Genomic DNA, 22,257 nt, shown 5'->3' on the forward strand with positions numbered 1-22,257 from the left:
GTCTTGCCTGAAGTCGCCGGGAGCCGCAGGCAGGCGCCTAGGGTAAGGCCCATGACTGGGGCTAAGTCGTAACAAGGTAGCTGTACCGGAAGGTGCGGCTGGATCACCTCCTTTCTAAGGAGTACGCGCCGTAAAGGCGCAGCAGAACTGGCCTTCCCTTGCTAAGGTGCTAAAAGCGCCCCTTTGGGGCGCTTTTGTTTTGCATAGCGGGGTTTCTCTTTCCCAAAACTACTCGTAACGTAGGGAGTCCACTGGGTCAAGCCGGGCGGCGCGGGCCGCAGGGTAGTAGCCAAAGAAAACCCCCACCCCAACCGAGAAGGCAAAGGCCAGTACTACGCTGAAGGGGTCAAAGATGGGGGTGATTCGCAGGAATTGCCCCACGCTACCGGCCATGGCCAGCCCTAGGAGGATTCCCAAGGTGCCCCCCACCACCGAAAGCAAGATTGACTCTACGAGGAATTGCGTGAGGATGTCGCGGGGTTTGGCTCCTAGGGCCTTGCGGATGCCGATCTCGCGGGTGCGCTCGGTAACCGAGACCAACATGATGTTCATGATGCCGATGCCGCCTACCAAGAGGCTGATGCCGGCCACTCCACCTAAAAAAAGGGTCATGGTTTGGGTAACCTGGTTCACCGAGGCCAGCGCGTCGGCTTGGTTTTGCACGCTAAAGTCGTACTCGCTAGGGTCGGTGACCTTGCGCCGCTGGGCCATGAAGTCGGTAAGCTCCTGTTGCAGGCGGGGGAGGTTGTCCTTATCGGGCGCTTGGATGTAGATGGCGTTGACCCGAGGCTCGCCAGTGCTACTACGAGCGAGCCGTTGGAGGTAGGTTGAAAGCGGCACGATCACCTGGTAGTTGGGGTTGGCGAAGCCGGAGTCGCCCTTGTCTGGAAGCACCCCCACCACCGTAAAGGAGATGCCTGCAACCCGTATGCGCTGTCCTATGGGGTCTTGGCCACCAAAGAGGTCTTGTGCGATGCCGTAGCCGATGACGGCCACCCTTCGGCGGTTTTGCAGGTCGGCCTCGGTGAAGAAGTTGCCCTGCGCAGGCTGGGTGTTGCGTACGCTGGCGTAATCAGGCCAGGTGCCGATTACAGTGGCGTTTAGGTTGTTGGGGCCCAATTTCACTTGCTGGTTGCTTTGCAGGCTAGGGGCAATGCCCGCGATGCGGCCAGCGAACTCCGCCTGGATGGCTTCGGCGTCTTTTAGGGTGATGGTTTGAGGGCCGCCAAAACGGACCAGGCCGAAGCCTGGGCCCCGGCCCCCTGTAGCGCTGCCGATGGTGATGAGGTTGGTGCCCAGGCTTTGCAGGGTACGGGTGATGTTGGCAGTGGAACCCTGGCCCACCATGGTTAGGGCCACCACCGCCGCTACGCCGATAATGACCCCCAAAGTGGTCAGCACCGAGCGCAGGGGGTTGCCCAGAATGGCCCGCCAGGCGATGGAGAAGACCTGCCAGGGGTTCATTCCAGCCATCCGGGAGCGTGGCCTTTTGAGAGCCAAAGGGGTTGTTGGTGCGCTCATGCCGGTCCTCCTACAGCCCGTTTCCGGTGAGGGTTGGGTGCATCGGACTCGACCTGTCCGTCTCGAATTCGCACGATGCGCTCAGTGTAGTCTGCTATGTCGGGTTCGTGGGTCACGATGACCACGCAGGTGCCTTCCTCGTTGAGCTCTTGAAAGAGCTGCATGACCTCAACGGCGGTCTTGGAGTCTAGGTTTCCTGTGGGCTCGTCGGCCAGCAGTAAGGAGGGGCGCATGGCCAGGGCTCGAGCAATGGCCACCCGCTGTTTCTGGCCGCCCGAAAGTTGGGAAGGGAGGTTTTTAAGTTTGTTCCCAAGGCCCACCTTTTGCAGAACCTCAATGGCTCGCTCTCGCCGCTCTTTGGGGCTGTAGCCCGCGTAGGTGAGCGGTACTTCCACGTTCTCCAAGACGTTCAAGCGTGGCAGTAGGTGGAAAGCCTGGAAGACGAAGCCGATCTCCTGGTTGCGCACCTCGGCCCGTTCGTTTTCGGTTAGGGTGGTTACGTCACGCCCTGCGAGCAAGTAGCGCCCTTCAGTAGGCCGGTCGAGCAGCCCGATAATCTGCATCAAGGTGGTTTTGCCCGAGCCGGAAGGGCCCATCAGGGCTACCATCTCGCCTTGGCGGATCTGGAGCGAAATCCCTTTGAGGGCCTCAAACTCCACCGCTCCGCTCCTGTAGACCTTACGCACCCCCTCGAGCGCAACCACCGTCACCGCCCACCTCCTGGGGGGGCACCTACCCCGATAGGCAGGCGCGGTCCACCCTGGCTGCTTTGGCTGCTCGAGCGGGTGCTGCTGCGGCTGGGCAGCACTACCCGCTGCCCAGCTTGAAGCCCCTCCTGCACCACCTGGTTCACCCCGTCGTCGGGGCCCAGGGTAACCCGCACGGTTTCCCTACTTCCGTCTGGTTGCAGAACATCCACGTAGGCCCGATTGCGCACCGTTTGCACGGCCCGCTTAGGGATGATGAGGGCATCCTGGATTTCTTCAGCGATGATCTCTGCCTCAGCGGTCATTCCGGGGCGCAGCTTGCGGTCGGGGTTGGGGATGTTGACGGTTACGTAGAAGAAAGCGATGTTCTGCTGCATCTGGGCCTGGGGCGCAATGGCTGTTACCACCCCCTCGAAGGTTTCCCCGCTGTAGGCATCCAGGCTGACCTCCACCTTCTGGCCTACCCTAACTTTGGCAATCTCACTCTCGTCCACTTGAACCGGCAGGCTGACGCTGCTGTCGTCAATTAGGGTGAGTAGAGCGGTGCTGTTGCTGACCGTGGCCCCTACCCCAATGCTGCCCACCTGGGCGTTCACCTCGGCCACTACGCCGTCGAAGGGGGCGTAGATTTTGGTGGCGGCCAGGTTTTCCTCCGCGGCCCTGACGTCAAGTCGGGCCTGCTCCACCGCGAGCTGGGCATTGCGCAGGTCTTGGGCGTTGGCGCTGTTCCTGAGGTTGAGGGCCTGCCGGGCTGTGTGGAGGTTAACCCGGGCCACCTCGAGCGCGGCCTGGGCCTTGGCGTAGGCGTCGCGGGCGCTCTGCAGGCTTTGAGCGCTGGCTCCGCCCAGCTCGTAGAGCTTTTGGGTGGCCTCCAGGCTGGCTTTGGCCGCCTCGAGGTCCCGCACCGCGTTGGTGTAGGCGGCCTCGGCGCTGGTCAGGTTTTGCCGGGCGGTGGCCAAGTTGCTAGCCTGGTCGGCCCTCAGCTTATCCAGATTGGCTTGGGCTTTTTGCAGGGCCAATCGGGCGTTTTCTAGGGCACGGGTATAGCTGGTGGGGTCAAGCTCCACGATGAGCTGCCCTTTTTGTACCCGATCGCCTACGTTGGGGAGCTTGAGCACGGTGCCGTTCACAGCAGGCTTAACCGACAGCGACTGGATGGGCGCGAGGGTTCCCGGCCCCGAGACCGAGACCCTGAATACCCCCCGCTGAACGGGGGCAGTTTCCACCGTGGGGGCGCTGACGGTGGTAGGCTTGGGCCTAAGCAGCAGGTAGCCTGCACCCAGGCCTGCGGCCAGTAAGAAAAGCCCGAGCCAGGGCCAGGGAATGCGGATGCGTGGCTGGGAGCGCGTCGTGTTCACGCCTTGATCTTTCCCCAGCAGGGCCAAAGTTCGGTGTACGGGTTGCGAAGGTTTTGTGAAGAAGGGGCGCTGAAGGCCCCCAACTTCGGGAAGTGAGGTTGAGCCCCTGACGGAGGAGCGCCATACCTTTCGGCCAGCGGTGGGTAGGGCTCGAAAGACTGGCGCATGAGCAACACGCCAGACGCGCCGATCCGGGGAACGGAAGCCCCCAGCAGGGGTCCAGTGGGTGGTGGTCACGCTGCCTTGGGCCTATTTCCCAAGAGCACGAACGGGGGAGCAGAATCTCCCCCATTCGGACCGGCTGCGAAAGAGGGCTCATCTGACCGAGGCCGAGGTATGGCCGGCGGTATGCGCCTCTTCGAGGTCCAAATGAGTTCACGGGCACAAAGTCCGCCTAGATTTTTGGAAGAAATGCCCTTCCATGGGGAAAAATTGCTACCTGGCGCCCCGCATCGGTGGGGGTCAGGCGCACCTCCAGGCTGTCTGGAAAGACCTCCGGGCGGCCCCACTCGATGAGCACCAGCCGGGCCTCAGGCAGGTAGTCCTCCAGGCCCAGGTGGTACAGCTCCTCCTGGTTGACCATGCGGTAGGCGTCGATGTGCACCACCAGGCCCGCCGGAGTGGGGTACTCGTGAATCAGGGTGTAGGTGGGGCTGGTCACCTCGCCTTTGAACCCCAAGGCCTCGGCGATGAACTTGACCAGGGTGGTTTTGCCCGCCCCCACGGGGCCCGTCAGCAGCACCAGGGCGCCTTCGGGTAAGGTTTGCGCCAGCTTTTGGGCAAAGGCGCGTGTTTCCTCGAGGCTGGCTAAGGTACACACCCCTAGCTTACTCCCCCGAGGGAGGCTGGCCCCGGCGGGCCAGGGCCTGCCGGATGGCCTTGGCATCAGCCTCGGTGTAGCCATAAAGGGTGACTTCAAGGTCTTCAGGGGTGTCTGCGAGCTCGTCCAGCAAGGTCTCTATGACCTCGGGCACCCCCAGCCCGCCTACCCCGGTTCCGAGCAGGGGAAAGGCCACCCTGCGGAGACCCTTCTCCGAGGCCAGGCGCAGGGCCGCGCGGGCAGCGCTGCGCACGGTGTGCAGGCTGGCCGGTGTATCGCCCAGCACCGCGGCGTGGATTACGTAGCGCACCGGCAACTGCCCTGCCCCGGTGAGGGCCGCCTCCCCCACTCGGATGGGGCCGTGCCGGTTGCACTCCTCCTGGATGCTGGGGCCGCCTTTGCGCCGGATGGCCCCAGCCACACCGGAGCCCAGCACCAGCTGGTTGTTGGCGGCGTTCACAATGGCGTCCCCTACGAACTCAGTGATGTCGCCCTGGGCTACCCGGATGCGCGCCATGGGGGTATTTTAGACCACGTAGCGGATGTAGGGGTTCTCGTGAGGAGGGCCATCCGAGATCCAGAGCTCGCCGGTGCCCAGGTTCATAATCACCGAGACAATGGTGCGGTAGGGTTCGCCCAAGGCGTACTCCTCGGGGCTGGGGGTGCGGCAGACCGCGTAGGGAGCTCCCTCCCGGTCGGCCAGGGCGGATTGAATGTCGGCCAGGCTGGGTTTTTCCACCGCGCGCAGGCGCTGTTCCAGCCGTTCGGCCCGTTGGTGGGAGCGGTCGAGCCACTCGATGGGGGGCACCTCGATGCCGTAGCGCTCGGGGGCGATGAAGTGGTTGGCATGCACAAGCTGGCGCGGGTCTTCCCAACGGGCGAGGCCCATGGGCGAGACCTCGAGGTCCACTGCCCTACCCCCTTGCCCCAGCAGGAAGTTGGCCGAGGTGGTGTGGGGGGGCTCGAGCAGCGCCCTTTGGGCCGCTTCCAGGGTGTGCTGCCGCAGCGCTCGGTAGGTGCGCAGGTGGAAGGGCTGGCCCAGCCCGGCCCAGTCGTCGCCCTTAGAGACCAGCCCATTGATACAGAGCCCTAGTCCGTGCGAGTTGAGGCCGATTTTGCCCCCGAAGATGCCCGCTTCTGTGAAGGCCAGTACCCGCGTGCCATCGGGTTCGGTGATGTGCTGCAAAGCCCCCTGTACCCCCTCCATCCAGTCCCAGTTCTGGCCCATCCAGAGGTGGCCGTCGGCGCTGTGGGCAGGCATCAGGGCAAAGGCGGTGCAGCCGTTGGGGGCCTCGCGCCCAAACTGGTGATAGACGATCTCGTAGCGCACGTTGAGGGTAGCGATGTCCACCAGGGGCTGCCCCGAGCCCGCCGCAATGCCCTCGAGGCCTGCGGTGTAGGCCGGGCTTTGCTGGCGTAGGGCCTCCAGATAGCGGGCACCCCGCTCACGGGCCTCGGTGGGTGAGAGCTTGCACTCTACCTCAAAGCGGCGGAAGTAGAGCTCCAGGTTGTGGGCTATCGCCTCGCTTAGGGCTTTTCCCTGGGAAAGCCCTTGTTCGTAGGGTGGGCCGGAGAGCTTCAGGTAGGGCAACATCCCGGCTATTATCACACCAGCCAGAGCGCAGCCGGAGGGTGATGCTGACGACAACCCCGAATTACCCCCACCATCACCTGGACGGGCTGGCCGGAAGCCACCCTCTTGCGCATGCCCCCACCAGCTCCGGCAGGCGGGTTGTGGGGGGTAGAGGGCGAAAAGCGGTGCCCGAGGCAAGCGTTCTCCTCAGCCAGGGAGGTCCGGTCGGGCGCTGTTTATGGGCGATGCGGCGCCCCCTCCTGGTAAAGCCCCAGAGGTAGGCCGTAGGGTACAATCCCAGGGGGATGCAGGCCCTCATCTTTGATTTAGACGGAACTATACTGGACACCGAGAGCAGCGAGTTTCGGTCCTGGCAGGAGGTCTACCGAGACTACGGCGCTGAGCTAAGCCTGGACTACTGGCTGCCTTTTGTGGGCAACAACTCGTTGCCCTTTGACCCGGTGGGGCACCTCGAGACCCTGCTGGGGACCAGCCTGGATAGGGAGGAGATTGAGGCTAGGGTAGAGCGGCGTAGGGACGAGCTCAACCGGGAACTGAAGCCCCTGCCGGGGGTGCTGGAATACATTGAGGCAGCCCGGGCGATGGGCCTTGGGCTGGCCCTTGCCAGCAGCTCGAGCCGGGCTTGGGTGGAGGAGCACCTGCGCAGGCTGGGGCTTCTTTCCGCTTTCCAGGTAATCTGTACCAAGGAGGACGTTCCCCTGACCAAACCCGACCCAGCCCTCTTCCTGAGGGCCGCGGAGGCCTTGGGTGTTCAGCCCCGCCAGGCCCTGGCCATAGAGGACTCCCTCAACGGCGTGCGGGCGGCTCGAGCCGCTGGTGCTTTTACCGTGGCGGTTCCCAACGCCATCACCCGCCACCTGGACCTGAGCGAGGCTGATTTGGTGCTCAGTCGCCTGGACGACCTGCCCCTTTGGGAGCTGGTGCGGATTGCCCGCGGGCGGAGGTTATTCCCCGTTGTTTAGGAAGCGCAGAATGCCCCGGGCCAGTCCCTCGGCCAGGGCCTGCCGATATGCGTCCGTCTGCAGTTTGCGTCCTTCTGTGGGGTGGTTGGCAAAGCCTACCTCTACCAGGATGGCTGGGATGCGGGCGTTGCGCAGCACGTAGAAAGGGGCCTGCCGTACCCCTCGGTCTACCGCTCCTGTGGCCCGCAGCAAGGAGGCCTGTACATAGTGGGCGAGCTGGCGCGAGAACATCAGGTTGGACTGGGCAATCAGGTCGCTCATGATTCGCTGGCTTACGCTCTGGGCCTCCTGCGTTAGCCGACGCCCCACCTCACCGCCGCCGTTTTCCCGGATGACCTGGGCCAGAAGGGCTGGGTCAAGGGTGTTGCCGAAATAGTAGACCTCAATCCCCTGGGCAGGGGTGGAGGCGCTGTTGACGTGGATGGATACGAACAGGTTTCGCTTGGAGTTGGCCATCTCAGCCCGAAGGCCCAGGTCGGTGGCCTTGTCGGGGGAGAGGTGGGTGTCCCGGTTGCGGGTCAGCACCACCTCCACGCCTTCCCTTTCCAAGATGCGCTTTACCCGAAGGGCCAGGTCCAGGGTCACCTCCTTCTCCACCACAAAGCCCACCGCGCCTGGGTCCACCCCGCCGTGGCCCGGGTCGAGGACCACCACCTTGGGCTGGGCTCTCGGTTTGGGTGGGTTGGGCCTGGGTTGGGCTGCGGGGGGGGAAGTGGGGGCCTGGTTTGCGGTCAGTACGTCTACCACCAGGCGCCGTCGGTTGGCGTCCTCCAAGAGAAAGGTTTTTACCTCCACGCCAGGGCGCAGGCGCACAAACACGTTGGCCCCCTGGGGGGTGGGCACCACCTGGTAGGAAGCTACCTGGGGAGAACCCACATCGTTATCGCTGGCTGGCGGCCTGTTGCCGGTAAAGCGCAGGGTAAGGGTGTCAGAGGTTTGGGCGATTTGGTACTGGACCCCTTTTTCCAGGTCGAAGACCAGCCGGGTGTAGCCCTCGTGGAGCCCTAGGCGGGGAAAGGCCATGGCCAGTGGGAAGCACACAACCAGGAGGGCGAGGAGCCGCATTACTTGCGAGTATAACCTCAGGAGGTGGGATTTTCTTAGAGCCCTCCTGTGGGATACTGGGGGTATGTTCGGCCTGTTTCGCAAGCCCGATGAACACCTCAAGAGGGAGGGCGACAGCGCCTTCCGGGTGCGGGTACGCACAGCGCGGCACAAGGAGGTGGTGGAGCTTCGGCTTTCCAAAAGCGGTGAGATTTCCCCTTCCGATGAGGGCGGTTTTTACGTGCGCAAGGTTATCGTATCTCCCCAGTACCTTGACCGGGCGGTACTGGAGATATGGTTTGATCGGGCTTACCGCCCGGTGCGAAAGGCAGTGGAAGGGGGCGAGTTGGTGCCGATACGGGAGTGGGGCTAGTTTTCTCCTGCCCTTAGGGAGTAAAAGCGCCCGGCTGTGGAGCCGGGCGCCTTGCTAGCGGCGTCTTTACCTGAGCTCGTCCTCGAGGTTTTCGAGCAGGCGCCGGGCTGGGTTGGTTTCCTCGGCCCTTTGAGCCTCCTCGTTCAGGCTGGGGTAGACCCGCCGCCCACCCCCGGTGCGCTCGAGCTGGGTCTGCATATCGCGCAGGTCAATGTAGCGGTCGCACTGGTTGCGAAGCTCGAGGTCCGTGAGCTCGGGCACCCCCAGGAGGTGGATCTCCTTGCCCATGGCCCGCAAGGCCGCAAGCGTATGGGCCAGGTCCCCCGAACCGCTGGCCAGCACGGCCCGCTCCCAGCGGGGTGCGGTGACCAGGAGGTCGGTAGCGATCATCGCCTCAAAACGGGGGTCGCCGTGGGTCTCCCGGCTGCGCACGGTGTAGCCCATAAAGACCAGGGCATCCAGGAACTTCTGTTGTCGCTCATCGTTGCTGTCGGTGACCGGAGCGTAGTAGAAGGCGTTGTACAGCTCTTCAGGAGGGGCGAAGAGGCCGATTGCCTTCCGGTGGTCTATGTTCCACCCCAGACGCTTGGCCGCATCGTACATGTAGGAGCCGTCGATAAACAAAGCCGTCCTCATCTCAGTTCTCTTCCTGTGGGCAGTGGGCTGCCCGTTCCGCAAAAGTAGCATGGTACCCCCTTGACGGCCAAAATACCATCCCCCGATTTTCTGGGTACCACTGCGAGGGCCCCCCTTGCTCCGCCTAGACCATCATGCGACAGGAGGCCCTGGTTTCCAAGAACCCCAAGCTGCGTTGAGGGGGGTAGGCTGCCTTGGGGTTTTTGTCACGAAAACGGAATTTTTCCCCGTGCGGGTTTCTCAGGGCACAGGGTACCGACACCTCCCCGTGCGCGTTATCTGCACCGGGTAAGGTTTTTTTCCAACGCCTTGATTCAAACCTCCAGCACCACCTTGCCAAAAACCCGTCGCTCCTCTAAGAGGCGGTGTCCCTCAGCGGCGTTGGCTAGGGGCAGAATGCTCCCCAACACGGGCTTGAGACGGCCCTGGGCTACCCAGCGCAGGATGGGGTAGAGGCGGCTTTTGGAGGCCATGGTGGAGCCGAGGATGGTGAGCTGGCGGTAGAAGACGTGGGAGAGGGGGGTAGGGGCTTGGTAGCCTGAGGAGGCCCCCACCAGGCTGATGCGCCCACCCCAGGCAGTGGCCTTGATGACCCCTTCCCAGTAGGCTGCCCCGGTGTGGTCCACCACTGCGTCGGCCCCTTTGCCTCCGGTAAGGCGGCGCACCTCTTTGGACCAGTCGGGCTGGCTGTAGTTGACCACCTCATCCGCACCCAGGGCCCGCGCCTTTTCTAGCTTCTCCTCGCTTCCGGCTGCAGCGATAACCCGCGCCCCATACAGCTTGGCAATCTGTATGGCCGCCACAGAAACACCAGAGCCCGCGGCCATGACCAGCACGTCTTCGCCGGGCTTGACCTGGAGCTTATCCACCACCATCTGCCAGGCGGTGAGGAAGGTTAGGGGGACGGCCGCGGCCTCTGCAAAGCCCAGATTTTTTGGCTTGGGCAGCACGTTGACCACTGGAACCACCACAAGCTCTGCGTATCCACCCCAGCGGTGCTCGCCTAGGATCTGGTAGTCCGGGCAAAGGTTGTCCTGGCCGCTCAAGCAGCGTTCGCAGCGACCGCAGGAAACCCCTGGGTTCACCACCACCTCCTCCCCAGGGACCACCCCTTGGGCGCCGGGCCCCACCGTCTCCACCACCCCAGCGATGTCGGAACCCAGGATGTGGGGCAGGGCCAGATTAGGAGCCGCCACCCCCTTGCGCACCCACAGGTCGAGGTGGTTCAGGGCCACGGCCCGGACGCGGACCCGCACCTCCCCAGGGCCCACCTCTGGCTCTTCAATCTCGCCATAGCGCAGGACTTCCAAACCGCCCCGCCCTTCCATCCACACTGCTCGCACAGGGCGATTCTGCCATCCTGCCCAAACTGAGGTCAATCGGCTATATTTGCTCCGTGGAGCCTCTTTCCGAAATTGAGGTGCGGGTGCTGGGAACCCTTGTCGAGAAACAGTTTGCCACCCCTGAACACTACCCTCTGACGGAGAACGCGGTGCGGTTAGGGGCCAACCAGAAGAGCAACCGGAACCCGGTGATGAACCTGAGCGAGAAGGAGGTGCGGGAAGCCCTGGACTCCCTGCAGCGCAGGCGGCTTTGCGGGATGTTCCGGGAGCCCGGGGCTCGAGCCCCTAAGTACCGGCAGTTTTTGGACCGGGAGTACAGGTTGACCCCTGCCGCAACCGTTCTGCTGGCCTTGCTGATGCTTCGGGGCCCGCAGACCCTGGGGGAGTTGCGGGCTCGAGCCGAGAGCATGAACCAGCGGTTTGCCTCCTTGCAGGAAGTGGAGGCCGTGCTGGAGGGTCTCATAGAGCACGCCCCTCACCCCTTGGTGGTGCGCCTGGAGCGGCGGCCGGGGGAGCGGGAGGCTCGCTACGCCCACCTTCTGGCCGGCCCTCCCAGCTTTCCGGTTCCTCTAGAGGCTAAAGGTGAGCTGGAAGCACGCCTGGAGGCCCTCGAGGCCGAGGTAAGGGAGTTGCGAAGCCTGGTGGAGGCTCTAAGAAAGGGGAAATAGAGGCCCGCGCTCCTGTTTGGCGAGGGTTTAGAGGTTGGGGGATATAATCTTGGGGACCAAAGCGAGGAGCCCCCTATGGACAGAGTTCAGCGCTTGAGAACGGTTGTCGCCGCTGCGCAAAGGCACCCTGTTTACGCCGAGAAGCTAAGGCAGGTGGATGTTGACGCCCTAACCCCAGAGGGCCTCACCCGGCTTCCCCTGACCACCCGCCAGGACTGGCTGGCCTACCTGCAGGCTAACCCGCGGCCTCCCCAAGGGGCTGCGCTGATGCACCTGACCCCCAGCCCAGCTATGGGTTGGATGCCCGAGTACCTTTCTGCCGAGGATGTGGCCTACCAGGCCGAAGCCCTGGCGGCCCAGATGCGCCGGCTGGGAGTTGCAGGGAAGAGGGTGTTGGTGGCCTTTGGCTACCACGTCTTCGCTGGTGGGTGGCTTTTCCATGAGGCCCTGCAGCGGGCTGGGGCTATGGTGTTGCCCCACGGGCCCGGGGAGGCTGAGCGCATAGCCCAGCTTCAGCGGCAGTATGGCTTTGAGGTTCTGGTCTCCAACCCCAGCTTCGCAATGAAGGTGGCCCAGGCTGGGGGGCGCTTTGAGCTTTTGATGGCTGGTGGGGAGCCCTTCACTTCGGTGCCCGGATACCGGGAGCGGCTCGAGCAGGCCATAGGGGGGGTGGCGGTGGACGCCTACGGCACCTCCGAGCTGGGGGTGGTGGCCGGGGAGGGCTTGGAGAAGGATGGGCTTTGGGAGATACCCGAGATGGCGGTCTTGGAGGTCATAGACCCCGAGACCCTGGAGCCCACCCCTGAGGGGGAGAAGGGCGAGCTGGTGGTGACCTCCCTCTCCCGCACCCTGATGCCCATGATTCGCTTCCGCACGGGCGACTTGGCGGTGGTGAGCCGTCGTGGGGGAAGGGTTTGCCTGCCCAAGGGGGTGATTGGCCGCACCGACCTGATGGTCAAGGTCAAGGGGGTCAAGCTCTACCCCACCGAGCTGGCTCCGCTGTTGATGGCCTTTGGGATTGATCCGCGGGGTGGGGCCCAGGTGGTGGTGGAGACCAAAGAAGGCGGCACCGACCGGCTCATTTTGCGCATCAAGGCCGAGTCGGTTCCGCCCCAGCTTGGCCCCGCCCTGCAGCAGGCTACGGGCATCCGCATTGATGAGATACAGGCCGACCCTGCCCTGGAGGGCCCGCCCTTGGTGGACAGACGCTACTGATGCGAATGGAGCTCCCCAGGGCTGAGACGGCTTGGCCCAGGGGCGCTGCGGTTGCCGGGCGCGGTGTCTGGCTTGGGGTGATTGCTGGAAATTTTGGAACGGGGCCATACTTTTGCCGGCTTACAAAGGTTGTAAGATGTGGGCGGCGTAGGGAAGCTCGAGCCGCTTTGCCCGACTTCGTGAAGGTTGGCACGAGGATTCCCCCCGAGGAGGCACATGTCACCGATTACCGAGTATCAAGCAGTGCTGGTTTACCTGGCGGTTGCGGTTGGAATCGCGGTGCTGGCGACGGTGGTGGGGGCTCTCTTAGGCCCGAAGAAGGGAGGCCGGGCCAAGCTCATGCCGTATGAGTCCGGCAATGACCCCGCAGGTGAGGTCAGGCGGTTTCCGGTGCACTTCTACGCGGTGGCCATGCTCTTCATCATCTTTGATGTGGAGGTGGCCTTTCTGTGGCCCTATGCGGTGAGCGCAGGTACTTTAGGAGTGGTAGGCTTCGTGGGCCTGCTCATCTTCACCCTGTTGCTTCTGGTGGGGTTTTTGTACGAGTGGTACAAGGGTGTTTTGAAGTGGCGTTAGCGGTCCTCTGTGGGGGAGGTTTATGGCAACCCTGACCGACCTGTTCACCAAAGACGTTCAGGAGCTCGAGAACGCGGGTGTTCTTTTCACAACGCTGGAAAAGCTCATCGCCTGGGGACGGTCCAACAGCTTGTGGCCGGCTACCTTTGGCCTGGCCTGTTGCGCCATTGAGATGATGGCCTCTACCAACTCCAGAAACGACCTGTCCCGCTTCGGTTCGGAGGTCTTCAGGGCCTCGCCCCGGCAGGCCGATGTGATGATCGTAGCCGGGCGGCTCTCCAAGAAGATGGCCCCGGTGATGCGGCGCGTCTACGACCAGATGCCCGATCCTAAGTGGGTGATCTCCATGGGGGCCTGCGCCTCTTCGGGCGGTATGTTCAACAACTACGCGATCGTGCAGAACGTGGACAGCGTGGTGCCGGTGGACGTCTTCGTGCCGGGCTGCCCGCCTCGGCCGGAGGCGCTCATCTACGCGGTGATGCAGCTTCAGAAGAAAATTCAGGGGAAGGCCCGCGACGAGCAGGGCCGCAAGCTCCCCAAGGTGGAGGCCTGGACGCGCTAGGGGTGGAGCATGCGCAGACTGGAAGAGCTCAAGCAGGAGGCGCGGGCTAGAGGTTGGGCAGTGGAGGAAGCCCACGGCAGCACCTGGGTGGTGGTGCCCCGGGCAGAGCTAAAGCCCCTTATGGCCGAGCTCAAAGCCCGGGGATGGAACTACCTGGCGGACATCGTGGGGATAGACTACCTTACCTACCCTGAGAGGAAGCCCGAGCGCTTCTCGGTGGTCTACGAGCTGGTCTCGCTCCCGGGCTACAAGGAAGGGGACGGCAGCCGGGTTTTCATCCGGGTCTACGTTCCCGAGCAAGACCCCAGGCTGCCTACCCTCACCGACCTCTGGCGGGGGGCCGATTTCCTGGAGCGGGAGGTGTACGATATGTTCGGCATCCGGTTTGAGGGGCACCCTGACCTGCGCAAGATTCTCACCCCCGAGGACCTCGAGGGCCACCCCCTGCGCAAGGACTTTCCCTTGGGTGAGACCCCAACCCTTTTCAAGGAGGGGCGCTTCATTGACCCCGAGGCCTTCCGCGCGGGGTTGGCCGGCAACAAGCCCGGCCTTACCGGCTGGCGTGGCGGCACCCGCAAAGGGTACAGTGAGGTGGCCGCCGAGGTGCAGAAAGCCATCAAGGGAGGCAGCTAATGGTACGTGACCCGGCCAAGCTCCACAGCCCCTCGGTGGAAGCCTACGAAATTTCCGATGCTCCAGAGCTCAAGTCCGAGGTGATGACCCTGAACGTGGGCCCGCAACACCCCTCCACGCACGGGGTGTTGCGGGTGGTGGTCGACCTCTCGGGGGAGCAGATTCTGCGCCTTACCCCCCACATCGGCTACCTGCACACCGGGTTTGAGAAGAACATGGAGCACCGCACCTACACCCAGTGCCTCACCTACACCCCCCGCATGGACTACCTGCACAGCTTCGCCCACGACCTGGCCTACGCCTTGGCGGTGGAGAAGCTGGTGGGGGCCGAGGTGCCCCCCAGGGCAGAGACCATCCGGGTAATGCTCAACGAACTCTCGCGCATTGCCTCTCACCTGGTCTTTTTGGGAACCGGCCTTCTGGACTTCGGGGCCCTTACCCCTTTCTTCTACGCCTTCCGCGAGCGTGAGGCGGTGCTGGACCTCTTTGAGTGGGTTTCAGGTCAGCGCTTCCACCACAACTACATCCGCATCGGTGGTCTAAAGGAGGACTTGCCGCCAGAGTTCTTGGGAGAGGTTAAAAAGTTCATCGCCCAGATGCCCTACCGGATCGACGAATACGAGGCCCTCTTTCGGGAAAGCCCCATCTTCTACGAGCGGGCCCGGGGGGTGGCGGTGATTCCCCCGGAGGACGCCATTAACCTCTCCCTCACCGGGGGAAGCCTCCGGGCCTCGGGGGTGGATTACGACGTGCGCAAGGCCTACCCCTACTCGGGCTATGAGACGTACAAGTTTGACGTGCCGGTCCTCTATGGGGGGGATGTCTACGACCGGATGATCATCCGCATCCTCGAGATGCGCGAGTCGGTCAAGATCATTCAGCAGGCGGTGGAGCGGCTCGAGGCGATGGGCCCGGGCCCCGTACGCGACCCCAACCCGCAGATTTCTCTGCCGCCGCGGCATCTGCTGGAGACCTCAATGGAGGCGGTTATCTACCACTTCAAGCTGGTGACCGAGGGCTTCCACCCGGCCTTGGGAGAGGTGTATGTGCCCACCGAGAGCGCAAGGGGGGAGCTGGGTTACTACATCATCTCTGACGGGGGCTCGATGCCCTACCGGGTCAAGGTGCGCGCGCCCAGCTTCGTCAACCTGCAGAGCCTCTCCTTTGCCTGCAAGGGCGTTCAGATGGCGGACATGGTGGTGGTCATTGCCTCGCTTGACCCGGTGATGGGGGATGTGGACCGGTAGGGCCGCTTTGGGTAGAGGCGCGGAGGAGGCTGGAGGTAAGCGTGGGATTTTTCGACGACAAGCAGGAATGGTTGCGTGAGGTCTTCGCCCAGTACCCGGACACACCCCAAGGGCGGCGGGCGGCCATTATGCCCATGCTGCGCAGGGTTCAGCAGGAGGAGGGTTGGGTCTCCCCCGAGCGTCAGGAGGAGATAGGGCGCATTTTGGGCATCACCGCCACCGAGGTGGCTGGGGTGATGAGCTTTTACAGCTACTACCAGGCCCTGCCCACGGGAAGGTACCACATCCAGGTTTGCGCCACCCTTTCCTGCGCCATTGGGGGCGCCGATGAGCTTTGGGATGAGTTGGTGGCTGAGCTTGGAATTCTGCGGGGCGAGGTGACCCCAGACGGGCTCTTCAGCATCCAGAAGGTGGAGTGTCTGGGAAGCTGCCACACCGCGCCGGTGCTCCAGGTCAACGACGAGCCTTACGTGGAATGCGTGACCAAGGCCCGCCTGAAGGCCCTGCTGGAAGGGCTTAGGTCCGGGAAGCGGCTGGAGGAGATCGAGCTTCCGGGCAAGGTGGGCCACGAGGTGCATGTGCGAGGGGATGAGGTGAGCGCATGAACGGACCCATCGTGAGCGGAAAGGACCCGCGTTTTGAGAAGACCCTGTACAGGCACGTGGGCCGGCCAGGCTCCTGGACGCTGGAGTACTACCTGGCCCACGGCGGCTACCAGGCCGCCCGCAAGGCCATCGCCCAGGGTCGCGACTGGGTGGTGGAGGAGGTCAAGAAGTCCGGGCTGCGCGGCCGAGGAGGTGCGGGCTTTCCCACCGGCCTCAAGTGGAGCTTCATGCCCAAGGACTCCGGCAAGCAACACTACATCATCTGCAACGCCGATGAGTCGGAGCCGGGCAGCTTCAAGGACCGCTACCTGATGGAGGACGACCCCCACCAGCTCATCGAGGGGATGCTCATCGCCGGGGTGGGTATTGGCGCCACCAAGGGCTACATCTACATCCGGGGGGAGTACCGCCGGGCCTACGACCGGTTGGTGACGGCCATCCGGGAGGCCTACGCCGCAGGGTATCTGGGCCCGGATGTGATGGGGACCGGCTTCAGCTTCGACCTCTACGTGCACCGGGGGGCGGGGGCCTATATCTGCGGGGAGGAGACGGCGCTCATGAACTCCCTCGAGGGCCTCCGGGCCAACCCCCGCATGAAGCCCCCCTTCCCCGCCCAGGCCGGCCTTTGGGGCATGCCCACCACCATCAACAACGTGGAGACCCTTTGCTCGGTGGTGCACATCATCGAGCGCGGGGCCGACTGGTTTGCCAGCATGGGTACGGAGAAGTCCAAGGGGCACAAACTCTACCAGGTCTCGGGGCCCTTCAGGCGCCCTGGTGTGTACGAGCTGCCCATGGGCACCACCTTTCGCGAGCTCCTGTTTGACTGGGCGGGTGGTCCTACCGAGCCCATCCAGGCCATCATCCCTGGGGGTTCCTCCTGCCCACCTCTGCCCTGGACAGACGAGGTCTTGGATACCCCCATGGACTACGAGTCGTTGGCGGCCCGAGGCTCGCTCTTGGGCACCGGAGGGGTGATTGGCATCCCAGCCCGGATGAGCATGGTGGACGCGATGTGGAACGTGACCCGCTTCTACGGGCACGAGTCCTGCGGCAAGTGCACCCCCTGCCGCGAGGGGGTCTCGGGCTGGATGGTGGCCCTCTTCGAGAAGCTGGGCACTGGCCGAGGAGAGAAGGGGGATGTGGAGTTGCTGGAAAGCCTTCTGGACCAGATTGAGGGCCGCAGCTTCTGCGCCTTGGCCGACGCGGCCTGCTGGCCGGTGCGGGGTAGCCTCAAGCACTTCCGCCAGCAGTTTGTGGAGCTGGTGGAGAACCCGCGGCCGCTGGAGCGCCAGGGGAGCTTCTGGAGGTAGGGCATGGTCCGGGTTGTGGTCAACGATAGGGCGGTCGAGGTGCCCCCTGGCACCTCGGTGATGGACGCCATCTTTCACGCCGGCTACGATGTGCCGCTGTTTTGCGCGGAGAAATACCTGTCCCCTGTAGGGGCCTGCCGGATGTGCCTGGTGCGCACCGGTACCCCGCGCAAGGGGCCGGACGGGCAGCTCATCCTGGAAAATGGGGCGCCCAAGATCTTCTGGACCCCCAAGCTGCAGGCTGCCTGCATCACCGCGGTGAGCGAGGGGATGGTCATCGACACCCTCTCCGACGAGGTGCGCCACGCCCAGTCGGGGATGGTGGAGCTCACCCTCTTCAACCACCCCCTAGACTGCCCCACCTGCGACAAGGGCGGGGCCTGCGAGCTGCAGGACCGCAGCTACGAGTACGGCCTGGCCGAAAAGTTCTACCACCCCAACCCCCAGGAGCTGCCCCTCTACACCCGCTTCGAGATGACCCGGCGGCACATTGACAAGCACCACGCCCTCTCGCCCTTCATCGTGCTGGACCGGGAGCGCTGCATCCACTGCAAGCGCTGCGTGCGCTACTTTGAGGAGGTGCCGGGGGACGAGGTGCTTGACTTCATCGAGCGGGGGGTGCACACCTTCATCAGCAGCGAGGAGGTGGGCCTGCCCTCGAACTTCACCGGAAACATCGTGGACATCTGCCCGGTGGGGGCTCTTTTGGACCAGACCGCCCGCTTCCGCGCGCGCAACTGGGAGTACGACACCACCCTGACCACCTCCATGGATGATGCGGTGGGTGCGGCCATCCTCGTGGACACCCGCAGCGGCCGCCTGGAGCGCATCCGCGCCGCCGAACGGCCCGAGGTGAACAGGATGTGGATCTCCGACGCGGCCCGTTTTGGGCATCGATGGGTGGGGGAGAACCGCCTTCTGAGCCCCTTGGTGCGCAAGGCGGGCATTCTGCAGGAGGCTACCTGGGAGGAGGCCCTGGAGGCCCTTCGGGCCGGGGTTTCGGGGTTCAAGGGGGAAGAGGTAGGGCTGTACCTCGGCGCGCAGAGCACCCTCGAGGAGGGCCTGGCCGCGGTGGAGCTGGCCCACCTGCTCGGCACCCCGCACCGGGACTTCCAGGGACGCACCGCCTACCCTGCCGTTGCTTTTGCACCGGCCAGCCTTGAGGAGCTGCTCGAGGCGGAGTTTGTGTTGGTCCTCGGCGACCCCGCGGAGGAGGCCCCTAACCTGCACCTCCGGCTTTCGGAGTACAGCCGGGGCCTCAAGCCTGCCCCGCGGTTCAACCACGGCACACCCTTTGCCGATCTGAGCATCAAGGAGCGGATGCCCCGGCTCCTCCATAAGCTGGCCCTCTTCAGCCCCTACCCCTCTCCCACCGCCAAGTGGGCCCAGGGTAGGGGGGTGCACGCCCCGGGAGAGGAACTCCCCTTGTTGCGGGCCCTGCTGGGCCAGGGGGAGGCCCCTTCGGGCCTTGAGGAGGCCGTGGCCTGGACCCGGGAGCGGCTTGCGCAGAGCCGGAAGACGGTGCTGGTGTTGGGGGCCCATGTGCTGAACCATCCAGCGGCGGCCCAGAAGGCCCGCGAACTCTCTGAGCGCCTGGGCGCGCGGGTGCTGGCCATGACCCCTGCGCCCAACGCCCGCGGTCTGGAGGGCCTGGGTCTTTTTCCTGGAAAGGGCGGAGCAGACTGGATGGGGTTGGGTCCTCGGGTGGTCTACTACGGCTACCTACCCACCGAGGCCCAGCTCAAGGCTGCCTCCTTCCGCATCCTGCACCTCTCCCACCGCCACCCCCTGGCCGATCGGTACGCCGACGTGGTGCTACCTAGCCCGACCTTCTACGAGAAGCGGGGGCACACGGTGAACCTCGAGGGGCGGGTGCTTCCCCTCGAGCCCGCCTCCATTCAGAATGGGCAGGCCGACGGGGCGGTGGCCGCACTGGCCATTTTGGCTGAAGCGATGGGGCTGAAGCCGCCGGTGCGTCTGGTGCGCCAGGCTACCCGGCTGCTCCAGGAGAAGTACGGGCTGCCCCCCGTGATGGAGCGCTGGGCGCCCAGGGCGGCTGGGTTCCCCGCCGGGGTTGAACCGGGCCAGGGCTTGCTCTTCCTGCGCCCGACCATGTGGCGGCGCGAGCAGCTCGTGGGGGAGGTGGCCCAGGTGGTGCAGGTTCGCTTGGAGATGAGCCCGGCCACGGCCAGGGCCCAGGGCCTGGCCGAGGGCTACCGGGTAGAGCTGGAGACCCCCTGGGGCCTCGAGGCGCTCGAGGTGCGGTTGGTGGAGGGTCTGCCCGATGGGGTGGTCTACCTGCCGGCCCTAGGCCCCTGGGCGGGCCGCCGGATGGAGGCCCGGGTGCTGGTCGGAGGTGGGGTATGAGGGGCGTGCTTGGGCTGGGTGTTCTTGCCCTGGGCCCGGCCCTGGCGGCTGAGGCTGCCAGGGCCGAGGCTACCGACCCTCTGTGGATGGTGGGCCTCAAGGCCTTCCTGGTGATCTTCGGCCTGCTTACCGCCTTTGCCTACATGACCCTCATCGAGCGGCGCCTTTTGGCCCGCATCCAGGTTCGCCAGGGTCCCAACCGGGTGGGACCTGCCGGGCTTTTGCAACCCCTGGCCGATGCCATCAAGTCGGTTTTCAAGGAGGACCTGGTGGTGGCCAAGGCCGACCGGGTGGTCTTCGTGCTGGCCCCCATGATCTCGGTGACCTTTGCGGTGCTCACCTTTGGGCTCATCCCCTTCGGACCCAAGGGCGCCTTCTTCGGCTACGACCCTTGGGTCATCGACCTGGACGTGGGGCTGCTTTACGTGTTTGCGGTTTCAGAGATCGCCATCTACGGGGTTTTTCTGGCGGGCTGGGCCTCTAACTCCAAGTACTCGCTTCTGGGATCCTTGCGGGCCTCGGCCTCCCTCATCTCCTACGAGCTGGCCCTGGGTATCAGCCTCCTTTCCCCCGTGCTCCTGGTGGGCTCGCTCAACCTGCGGGAGATCGTGGAGTGGCAGCACCAGAATGGCTGGCTCATCCTCTACATGCTCCCGGCCTTTGCCATCTTCCTCCTCACCAGCATGGCCGAGGCGGCCCGCACCCCTTTCGACCTTCCCGAGGCCGAGCAGGAGCTGGTGGGGGGTTACAACACCGAGTACAGCTCCATCAAATGGGCCCTCTTCCAGATGGCCGAGTACATCCACCTCATCACGGCGTCGGCCCTTATCCCCACCCTCTTCCTGGGTGGCTGGCGGATGCCAGGGTTCATGGAGCAGATCCCGGTCATCGGCGGAATTTTCGCCCTACCCTACCTTTGGATGTTCGTGAAGATCGCCCTCTTCCTCTTCTTCTTCATTTGGGTGCGGGGCACCCTTTTCCGCCTCCGCTACGATCAGCTCATGGTGTTCAGCTGGGGCCGGCTTTTCCCGCTGGCCCTGGTCTGGTTCCTGCTCTCGGCTTTGGTGGTGGCTTTCGGGCTCCCAACGGCGCTTCTGGCCTGGCTTTCCCTGGCCGCCTTGGTGGGCTTTTCCCTCTACGCTGCCCTTACCGCCCGGCCCAGCCCTAAAGCCCCTTCCCGCTTAGGCAATCGAGGAGGAGTGCGCGTATGAGCATCGCTGCGTTGGCCCAGAGCATGGGCATCACCCTCAGGGCCCTGTTTTCCAAGCCCGTGACCATTCCCTATCCGGATGCCCCCGTGCCCCTCAAGCCCCGCTTCCACGGGCGGCACGTGCTGACCCGCCACCCCAATGGGCTTGAGAAGTGTATCGGCTGTAGCCTCTGCGCGGCGGCCTGTCCAGCCTACGCAATCTACGTTGAAGCCGCTGAAAACGACCCGGAAAACCCCGTGAGTGCGGGGGAGCGCTATGCCAGGGTCTACGAGATCAACATGCTCCGCTGCATTTTCTGCGGGTTGTGCGAGGAGGCTTGCCCTACCGGGGCTATCGTGATGGGGTACGGCTTTGAGATGGCCGACTACCGCTACGCCGATTTCGTCTACGGCAAGGAGGACCTGTTGGTGGAGGTGGAGGGGACCAAGCCCCAGCGGCGCGAGGCCAAGTACACCGGAAAGCCCATCCGGAGGGGCTATACCGTGCCCTATGTGCGGCCTGAGCTCGAGGGCTTCAAGCCTCCCAAGTCCAAGTGACCGGAGGGGATGGGTGCGCCAAAGGCCACTCACGGGTAGAATCGCTCGGATGATGCAAGGCCCTACGACCCTGGACGGGAGGAACCCATGATTGGACCCTGGGAAGCTCTTGCCTTGCTCCTGCTGGTGGCTAGCGCCCTGGCAGTGGTGCGGCTTCAAAACGCTGTGCACGCGGCTTTGGCCCTGATTGCTAACTTTCTGGTGGTGGCTGGCGTGTACGTGGCCCTCGAGGCCCGCTTTGTGGCTATGGTTCAGGTCATCGTCTACGCCGGAGCCATCGTGGTGCTCTTTTTGTTCGTCATCATGTTACTTTCGGCAGCCAGCGCCAATGTGGGGCCCGACCTTCTGCCCCGCCTGCCGTGGGTGGCGGCCCTGGGTGCGCTGGGCCTGGCGGGCCTCCTTATCTTTGTGGCCCTCCAATTTAGCCCACCGGCTGCTCCTGGAAGCCTGGGTGGGGGGCTGCCCCAGGCTTTAGGGCCCCTTCTGTACGATCCCGAGAAGTGGCTTTTTGCCCTTCTGGCGGTGGGTTTCCTGTTGTTGGTAGCTACGGTTGCGGCCGTGGTGCTGGTGGAGCCGGAGCGGATTCTAACGGCCACCACCCACCCGGCCCATCCCAAAAGGGTGGGCCCACCCGATCTACCCCAGGGCGAGAAAGACGGAAAGGCGGTGGTCAAGTGATCTGGTTGGTGGCCTCTGCGATCATGTTCGCCATAGGGGCCTATGGGGTGCTGACCCGCCGCACCGCGATTCTGGTCTTTCTCTCTATTGAGCTCATGTTGAACGCGGCGGCGCTCTCCTTGGTTGCCTTTTCCAATCTGACGGGCGGGCTGGACGCTCAGGTGGTGGTGCTCTTTATCATTGCCATTGCGGCGGCCGAGGTGGCGGTGGGCTTGGGCCTGATTGTGGCCATCTTCCGCCGGCGAGAGACCACCAACGTGGACGAGCTGCGCCAACTGAGGTGGTAAC

24 protein-coding genes and 1 rRNA gene are annotated in these 22,257 nt (G+C 64.2%); 16 read left to right on the forward strand and 9 right to left on the reverse strand.

What is annotated here, in order from left to right; all coding sequences use genetic code 11:
- A 16S ribosomal RNA gene (locus NZ849_RS09820) occupies nucleotides 1–114 on the forward strand; the annotation flags it as partial.
- Nucleotides 115–228: 114 nt separating this feature from the next.
- Here NZ849_RS09820 and NZ849_RS09825 read toward each other — a convergent pair.
- The 6 genes from NZ849_RS09825 to NZ849_RS09850 all read right to left on the reverse strand — a co-directional run bounded on the left by NZ849_RS09825 (nucleotide 229) and on the right by NZ849_RS09850 (nucleotide 6,000).
- Entirely contained in the window at nucleotides 229–1,521 is a 1,293-nt protein-coding gene (locus NZ849_RS09825; RefSeq protein ID WP_295387036.1) for an ABC transporter permease, read from the reverse strand.
- Nucleotides 1,518–2,231: an ABC transporter ATP-binding protein gene (locus NZ849_RS09830; RefSeq protein WP_295387039.1), complete on the reverse strand. Its 714-nt coding sequence runs from the start codon at nucleotides 2,229–2,231 to the stop codon at nucleotides 1,518–1,520. Before NZ849_RS09830 ends, NZ849_RS09825 begins: the two co-directional genes overlap by 4 nt.
- Nucleotides 2,228–3,586 carry an efflux RND transporter periplasmic adaptor subunit gene (locus NZ849_RS09835; RefSeq protein WP_295406679.1) on the reverse strand — a complete coding sequence of 453 codons (1,359 nt, stop codon included), beginning with the start codon at nucleotides 3,584–3,586 and terminating at the stop codon, nucleotides 2,228–2,230. Before NZ849_RS09835 ends, NZ849_RS09830 begins: the two co-directional genes overlap by 4 nt.
- Before the next feature lie 394 nt (nucleotides 3,587–3,980).
- Nucleotides 3,981–4,472, reverse strand: a complete 492-nt coding sequence (gene tsaE / locus NZ849_RS09840; protein WP_295387044.1) for a tRNA (adenosine(37)-N6)-threonylcarbamoyltransferase complex ATPase subunit type 1 TsaE — start codon at nucleotides 4,470–4,472, stop codon at nucleotides 3,981–3,983.
- Complete coding sequence (locus NZ849_RS09845) at nucleotides 4,414–4,923, reverse strand: macro domain-containing protein (RefSeq protein WP_295387047.1); 510 nt, start codon at nucleotides 4,921–4,923, stop codon at nucleotides 4,414–4,416. Before NZ849_RS09845 ends, tsaE begins: the two co-directional genes overlap by 59 nt.
- Nucleotides 4,924–4,932: 9 nt before the next feature.
- Nucleotides 4,933–6,000 (reverse strand): C45 family peptidase, encoded by a 1,068-nt coding sequence (locus NZ849_RS09850; RefSeq protein ID WP_295406682.1) that lies wholly within the window; start codon nucleotides 5,998–6,000, stop codon nucleotides 4,933–4,935.
- Nucleotides 6,001–6,284: 284 nt separating this feature from the next.
- Here NZ849_RS09850 and NZ849_RS09855 point away from each other — a divergent pair, with 284 nt between their 5' ends.
- Nucleotides 6,285–6,962, forward strand: coding sequence for an HAD-IA family hydrolase (locus NZ849_RS09855; protein WP_295387053.1), 678 nt, complete (start codon nucleotides 6,285–6,287; stop codon nucleotides 6,960–6,962).
- Here NZ849_RS09855 and NZ849_RS09860 read toward each other — a convergent pair.
- On the reverse strand, nucleotides 6,945–8,027 hold the full coding sequence (locus NZ849_RS09860) for an N-acetylmuramoyl-L-alanine amidase (RefSeq protein ID WP_295406685.1): 1,083 nt from the start codon (nucleotides 8,025–8,027) through the stop codon (nucleotides 6,945–6,947). The genes NZ849_RS09855 and NZ849_RS09860 overlap by 18 nt on opposite strands.
- A gap of 64 nt (nucleotides 8,028–8,091) precedes the next feature.
- On the opposite strand from NZ849_RS09860, the gene NZ849_RS09865 reads away from it, so the two are divergent.
- Nucleotides 8,092–8,379, forward strand: coding sequence for a hypothetical protein (locus tag NZ849_RS09865; protein ID WP_295387058.1), 288 nt, complete (start codon nucleotides 8,092–8,094; stop codon nucleotides 8,377–8,379).
- 66 nt (nucleotides 8,380–8,445) lie between these two features.
- On the opposite strand, the gene NZ849_RS09870 is transcribed toward NZ849_RS09865, so the two are convergent.
- Complete coding sequence (locus NZ849_RS09870) at nucleotides 8,446–9,015, reverse strand: NYN domain-containing protein (protein WP_295387060.1); 570 nt, start codon at nucleotides 9,013–9,015, stop codon at nucleotides 8,446–8,448.
- 314 nt (nucleotides 9,016–9,329) lie between these two features.
- Nucleotides 9,330–10,358, reverse strand: a complete 1,029-nt coding sequence (locus NZ849_RS09875; protein WP_295387065.1) for a zinc-binding dehydrogenase — start codon at nucleotides 10,356–10,358, stop codon at nucleotides 9,330–9,332.
- A 53-nt stretch (nucleotides 10,359–10,411) separates the two neighbouring features.
- On the opposite strand from NZ849_RS09875, the gene NZ849_RS09880 reads away from it, so the two are divergent.
- The 13 genes from NZ849_RS09880 to nuoK all read left to right on the forward strand — a co-directional run bounded on the left by NZ849_RS09880 (nucleotide 10,412) and on the right by nuoK (nucleotide 22,256).
- Nucleotides 10,412–11,026, forward strand: coding sequence for a DUF480 domain-containing protein (locus tag NZ849_RS09880; protein ID WP_295387066.1), 615 nt, complete (start codon nucleotides 10,412–10,414; stop codon nucleotides 11,024–11,026).
- A 75-nt stretch (nucleotides 11,027–11,101) separates the two neighbouring features.
- Nucleotides 11,102–12,241 (forward strand): phenylacetate--CoA ligase family protein, encoded by a 1,140-nt coding sequence (locus NZ849_RS09885; protein WP_295387069.1) that lies wholly within the window; start codon nucleotides 11,102–11,104, stop codon nucleotides 12,239–12,241.
- Between the two features lie 216 nt (nucleotides 12,242–12,457).
- Complete coding sequence (locus NZ849_RS09890) at nucleotides 12,458–12,817, forward strand: NADH-quinone oxidoreductase subunit A (protein ID WP_295387072.1); 360 nt, start codon at nucleotides 12,458–12,460, stop codon at nucleotides 12,815–12,817.
- A gap of 22 nt (nucleotides 12,818–12,839) precedes the next feature.
- Nucleotides 12,840–13,379: an NADH-quinone oxidoreductase subunit B family protein gene (locus NZ849_RS09895; protein ID WP_295387074.1), complete on the forward strand. Its 540-nt coding sequence runs from the start codon at nucleotides 12,840–12,842 to the stop codon at nucleotides 13,377–13,379.
- 9 nt (nucleotides 13,380–13,388) lie between these two features.
- Nucleotides 13,389–14,012 (forward strand): NADH-quinone oxidoreductase subunit C, encoded by a 624-nt coding sequence (locus NZ849_RS09900; RefSeq protein WP_295387076.1) that lies wholly within the window; start codon nucleotides 13,389–13,391, stop codon nucleotides 14,010–14,012.
- Nucleotides 14,012–15,259: an NADH dehydrogenase (quinone) subunit D gene (nuoD, locus tag NZ849_RS09905; protein ID WP_295387079.1), complete on the forward strand. Its 1,248-nt coding sequence runs from the start codon at nucleotides 14,012–14,014 to the stop codon at nucleotides 15,257–15,259. The genes NZ849_RS09900 and nuoD overlap by 1 nt, the downstream gene beginning before the upstream one ends.
- 41 nt (nucleotides 15,260–15,300) lie before the next feature.
- Nucleotides 15,301–15,864: an NADH-quinone oxidoreductase subunit NuoE gene (gene nuoE / locus NZ849_RS09910; protein ID WP_295387082.1), complete on the forward strand. Its 564-nt coding sequence runs from the start codon at nucleotides 15,301–15,303 to the stop codon at nucleotides 15,862–15,864.
- Nucleotides 15,861–17,177 carry an NADH-quinone oxidoreductase subunit NuoF gene (gene nuoF / locus NZ849_RS09915; RefSeq protein ID WP_295387084.1) on the forward strand — a complete coding sequence of 439 codons (1,317 nt, stop codon included), beginning with the start codon at nucleotides 15,861–15,863 and terminating at the stop codon, nucleotides 17,175–17,177. Before nuoE ends, nuoF begins: the two co-directional genes overlap by 4 nt.
- A 3-nt stretch (nucleotides 17,178–17,180) precedes the next feature.
- Complete coding sequence (locus NZ849_RS09920) at nucleotides 17,181–19,544, forward strand: 2Fe-2S iron-sulfur cluster-binding protein (RefSeq protein WP_295406688.1); 2,364 nt, start codon at nucleotides 17,181–17,183, stop codon at nucleotides 19,542–19,544.
- 86 nt (nucleotides 19,545–19,630) lie between these two features.
- Nucleotides 19,631–20,755 carry an NADH-quinone oxidoreductase subunit NuoH gene (nuoH, locus tag NZ849_RS09925; protein ID WP_295387120.1) on the forward strand — a complete coding sequence of 375 codons (1,125 nt, stop codon included), beginning with the start codon at nucleotides 19,631–19,633 and terminating at the stop codon, nucleotides 20,753–20,755.
- Nucleotides 20,752–21,291 (forward strand): NADH-quinone oxidoreductase subunit NuoI, encoded by a 540-nt coding sequence (nuoI, locus tag NZ849_RS09930; RefSeq protein WP_295406693.1) that lies wholly within the window; start codon nucleotides 20,752–20,754, stop codon nucleotides 21,289–21,291. Before nuoH ends, nuoI begins: the two co-directional genes overlap by 4 nt.
- Nucleotides 21,292–21,381: 90 nt before the next feature.
- A complete protein-coding gene (locus NZ849_RS09935) occupies nucleotides 21,382–21,969 on the forward strand; it encodes an NADH-quinone oxidoreductase subunit J (protein ID WP_295406703.1) in 588 nt (195 codons plus the stop codon).
- Complete coding sequence (nuoK, locus tag NZ849_RS09940; RefSeq protein ID WP_295387092.1) at nucleotides 21,966–22,256, forward strand: NADH-quinone oxidoreductase subunit NuoK; 291 nt, start codon at nucleotides 21,966–21,968, stop codon at nucleotides 22,254–22,256. Before NZ849_RS09935 ends, nuoK begins: the two co-directional genes overlap by 4 nt.
- Nucleotide 22,257: the final 1 nt, after the last annotated feature.

The sequence above is a fragment of the Meiothermus sp. genome, from assembly GCF_025060375.1.
Classification (GTDB): domain Bacteria; phylum Deinococcota; class Deinococci; order Deinococcales; family Thermaceae; genus Meiothermus.

Coding starts and splice junctions, on each gene's coding strand:
- NZ849_RS09845 (WP_295387047.1), bottom strand. CDS start 4,923: ATGGCGCGCATCCGGGTAGCCCAGGGCGACATCACTGAGTTCGTAGGG.
- NZ849_RS09870 (WP_295387060.1), bottom strand. CDS start 9,015: ATGAGGACGGCTTTGTTTATCGACGGCTCCTACATGTACGATGCGGCC.
- NZ849_RS09860 (WP_295406685.1), bottom strand. CDS start 8,027: ATGCGGCTCCTCGCCCTCCTGGTTGTGTGCTTCCCACTGGCCATGGCC.
- tsaE (WP_295387044.1), bottom strand. CDS start 4,472: ATGCCAAGGCCATCCGGCAGGCCCTGGCCCGCCGGGGCCAGCCTCCCT.
- NZ849_RS09890 (WP_295387072.1), top strand. CDS start 12,458: ATGTCACCGATTACCGAGTATCAAGCAGTGCTGGTTTACCTGGCGGTT.
- NZ849_RS09855 (WP_295387053.1), top strand. CDS start 6,285: ATGCAGGCCCTCATCTTTGATTTAGACGGAACTATACTGGACACCGAG.
- nuoI (WP_295406693.1), top strand. CDS start 20,752: ATGAGCATCGCTGCGTTGGCCCAGAGCATGGGCATCACCCTCAGGGCC.
- NZ849_RS09895 (WP_295387074.1), top strand. CDS start 12,840: ATGGCAACCCTGACCGACCTGTTCACCAAAGACGTTCAGGAGCTCGAG.
- NZ849_RS09885 (WP_295387069.1), top strand. CDS start 11,102: ATGGACAGAGTTCAGCGCTTGAGAACGGTTGTCGCCGCTGCGCAAAGG.
- NZ849_RS09825 (WP_295387036.1), bottom strand. CDS start 1,521: ATGAGCGCACCAACAACCCCTTTGGCTCTCAAAAGGCCACGCTCCCGG.
- nuoH (WP_295387120.1), top strand. CDS start 19,631: ATGGTGGGCCTCAAGGCCTTCCTGGTGATCTTCGGCCTGCTTACCGCC.
- NZ849_RS09920 (WP_295406688.1), top strand. CDS start 17,181: ATGGTCCGGGTTGTGGTCAACGATAGGGCGGTCGAGGTGCCCCCTGGC.
- nuoF (WP_295387084.1), top strand. CDS start 15,861: ATGAACGGACCCATCGTGAGCGGAAAGGACCCGCGTTTTGAGAAGACC.
- NZ849_RS09900 (WP_295387076.1), top strand. CDS start 13,389: ATGCGCAGACTGGAAGAGCTCAAGCAGGAGGCGCGGGCTAGAGGTTGG.
- NZ849_RS09865 (WP_295387058.1), top strand. CDS start 8,092: ATGTTCGGCCTGTTTCGCAAGCCCGATGAACACCTCAAGAGGGAGGGC.
- nuoD (WP_295387079.1), top strand. CDS start 14,012: ATGGTACGTGACCCGGCCAAGCTCCACAGCCCCTCGGTGGAAGCCTAC.
- NZ849_RS09850 (WP_295406682.1), bottom strand. CDS start 6,000: ATGTTGCCCTACCTGAAGCTCTCCGGCCCACCCTACGAACAAGGGCTT.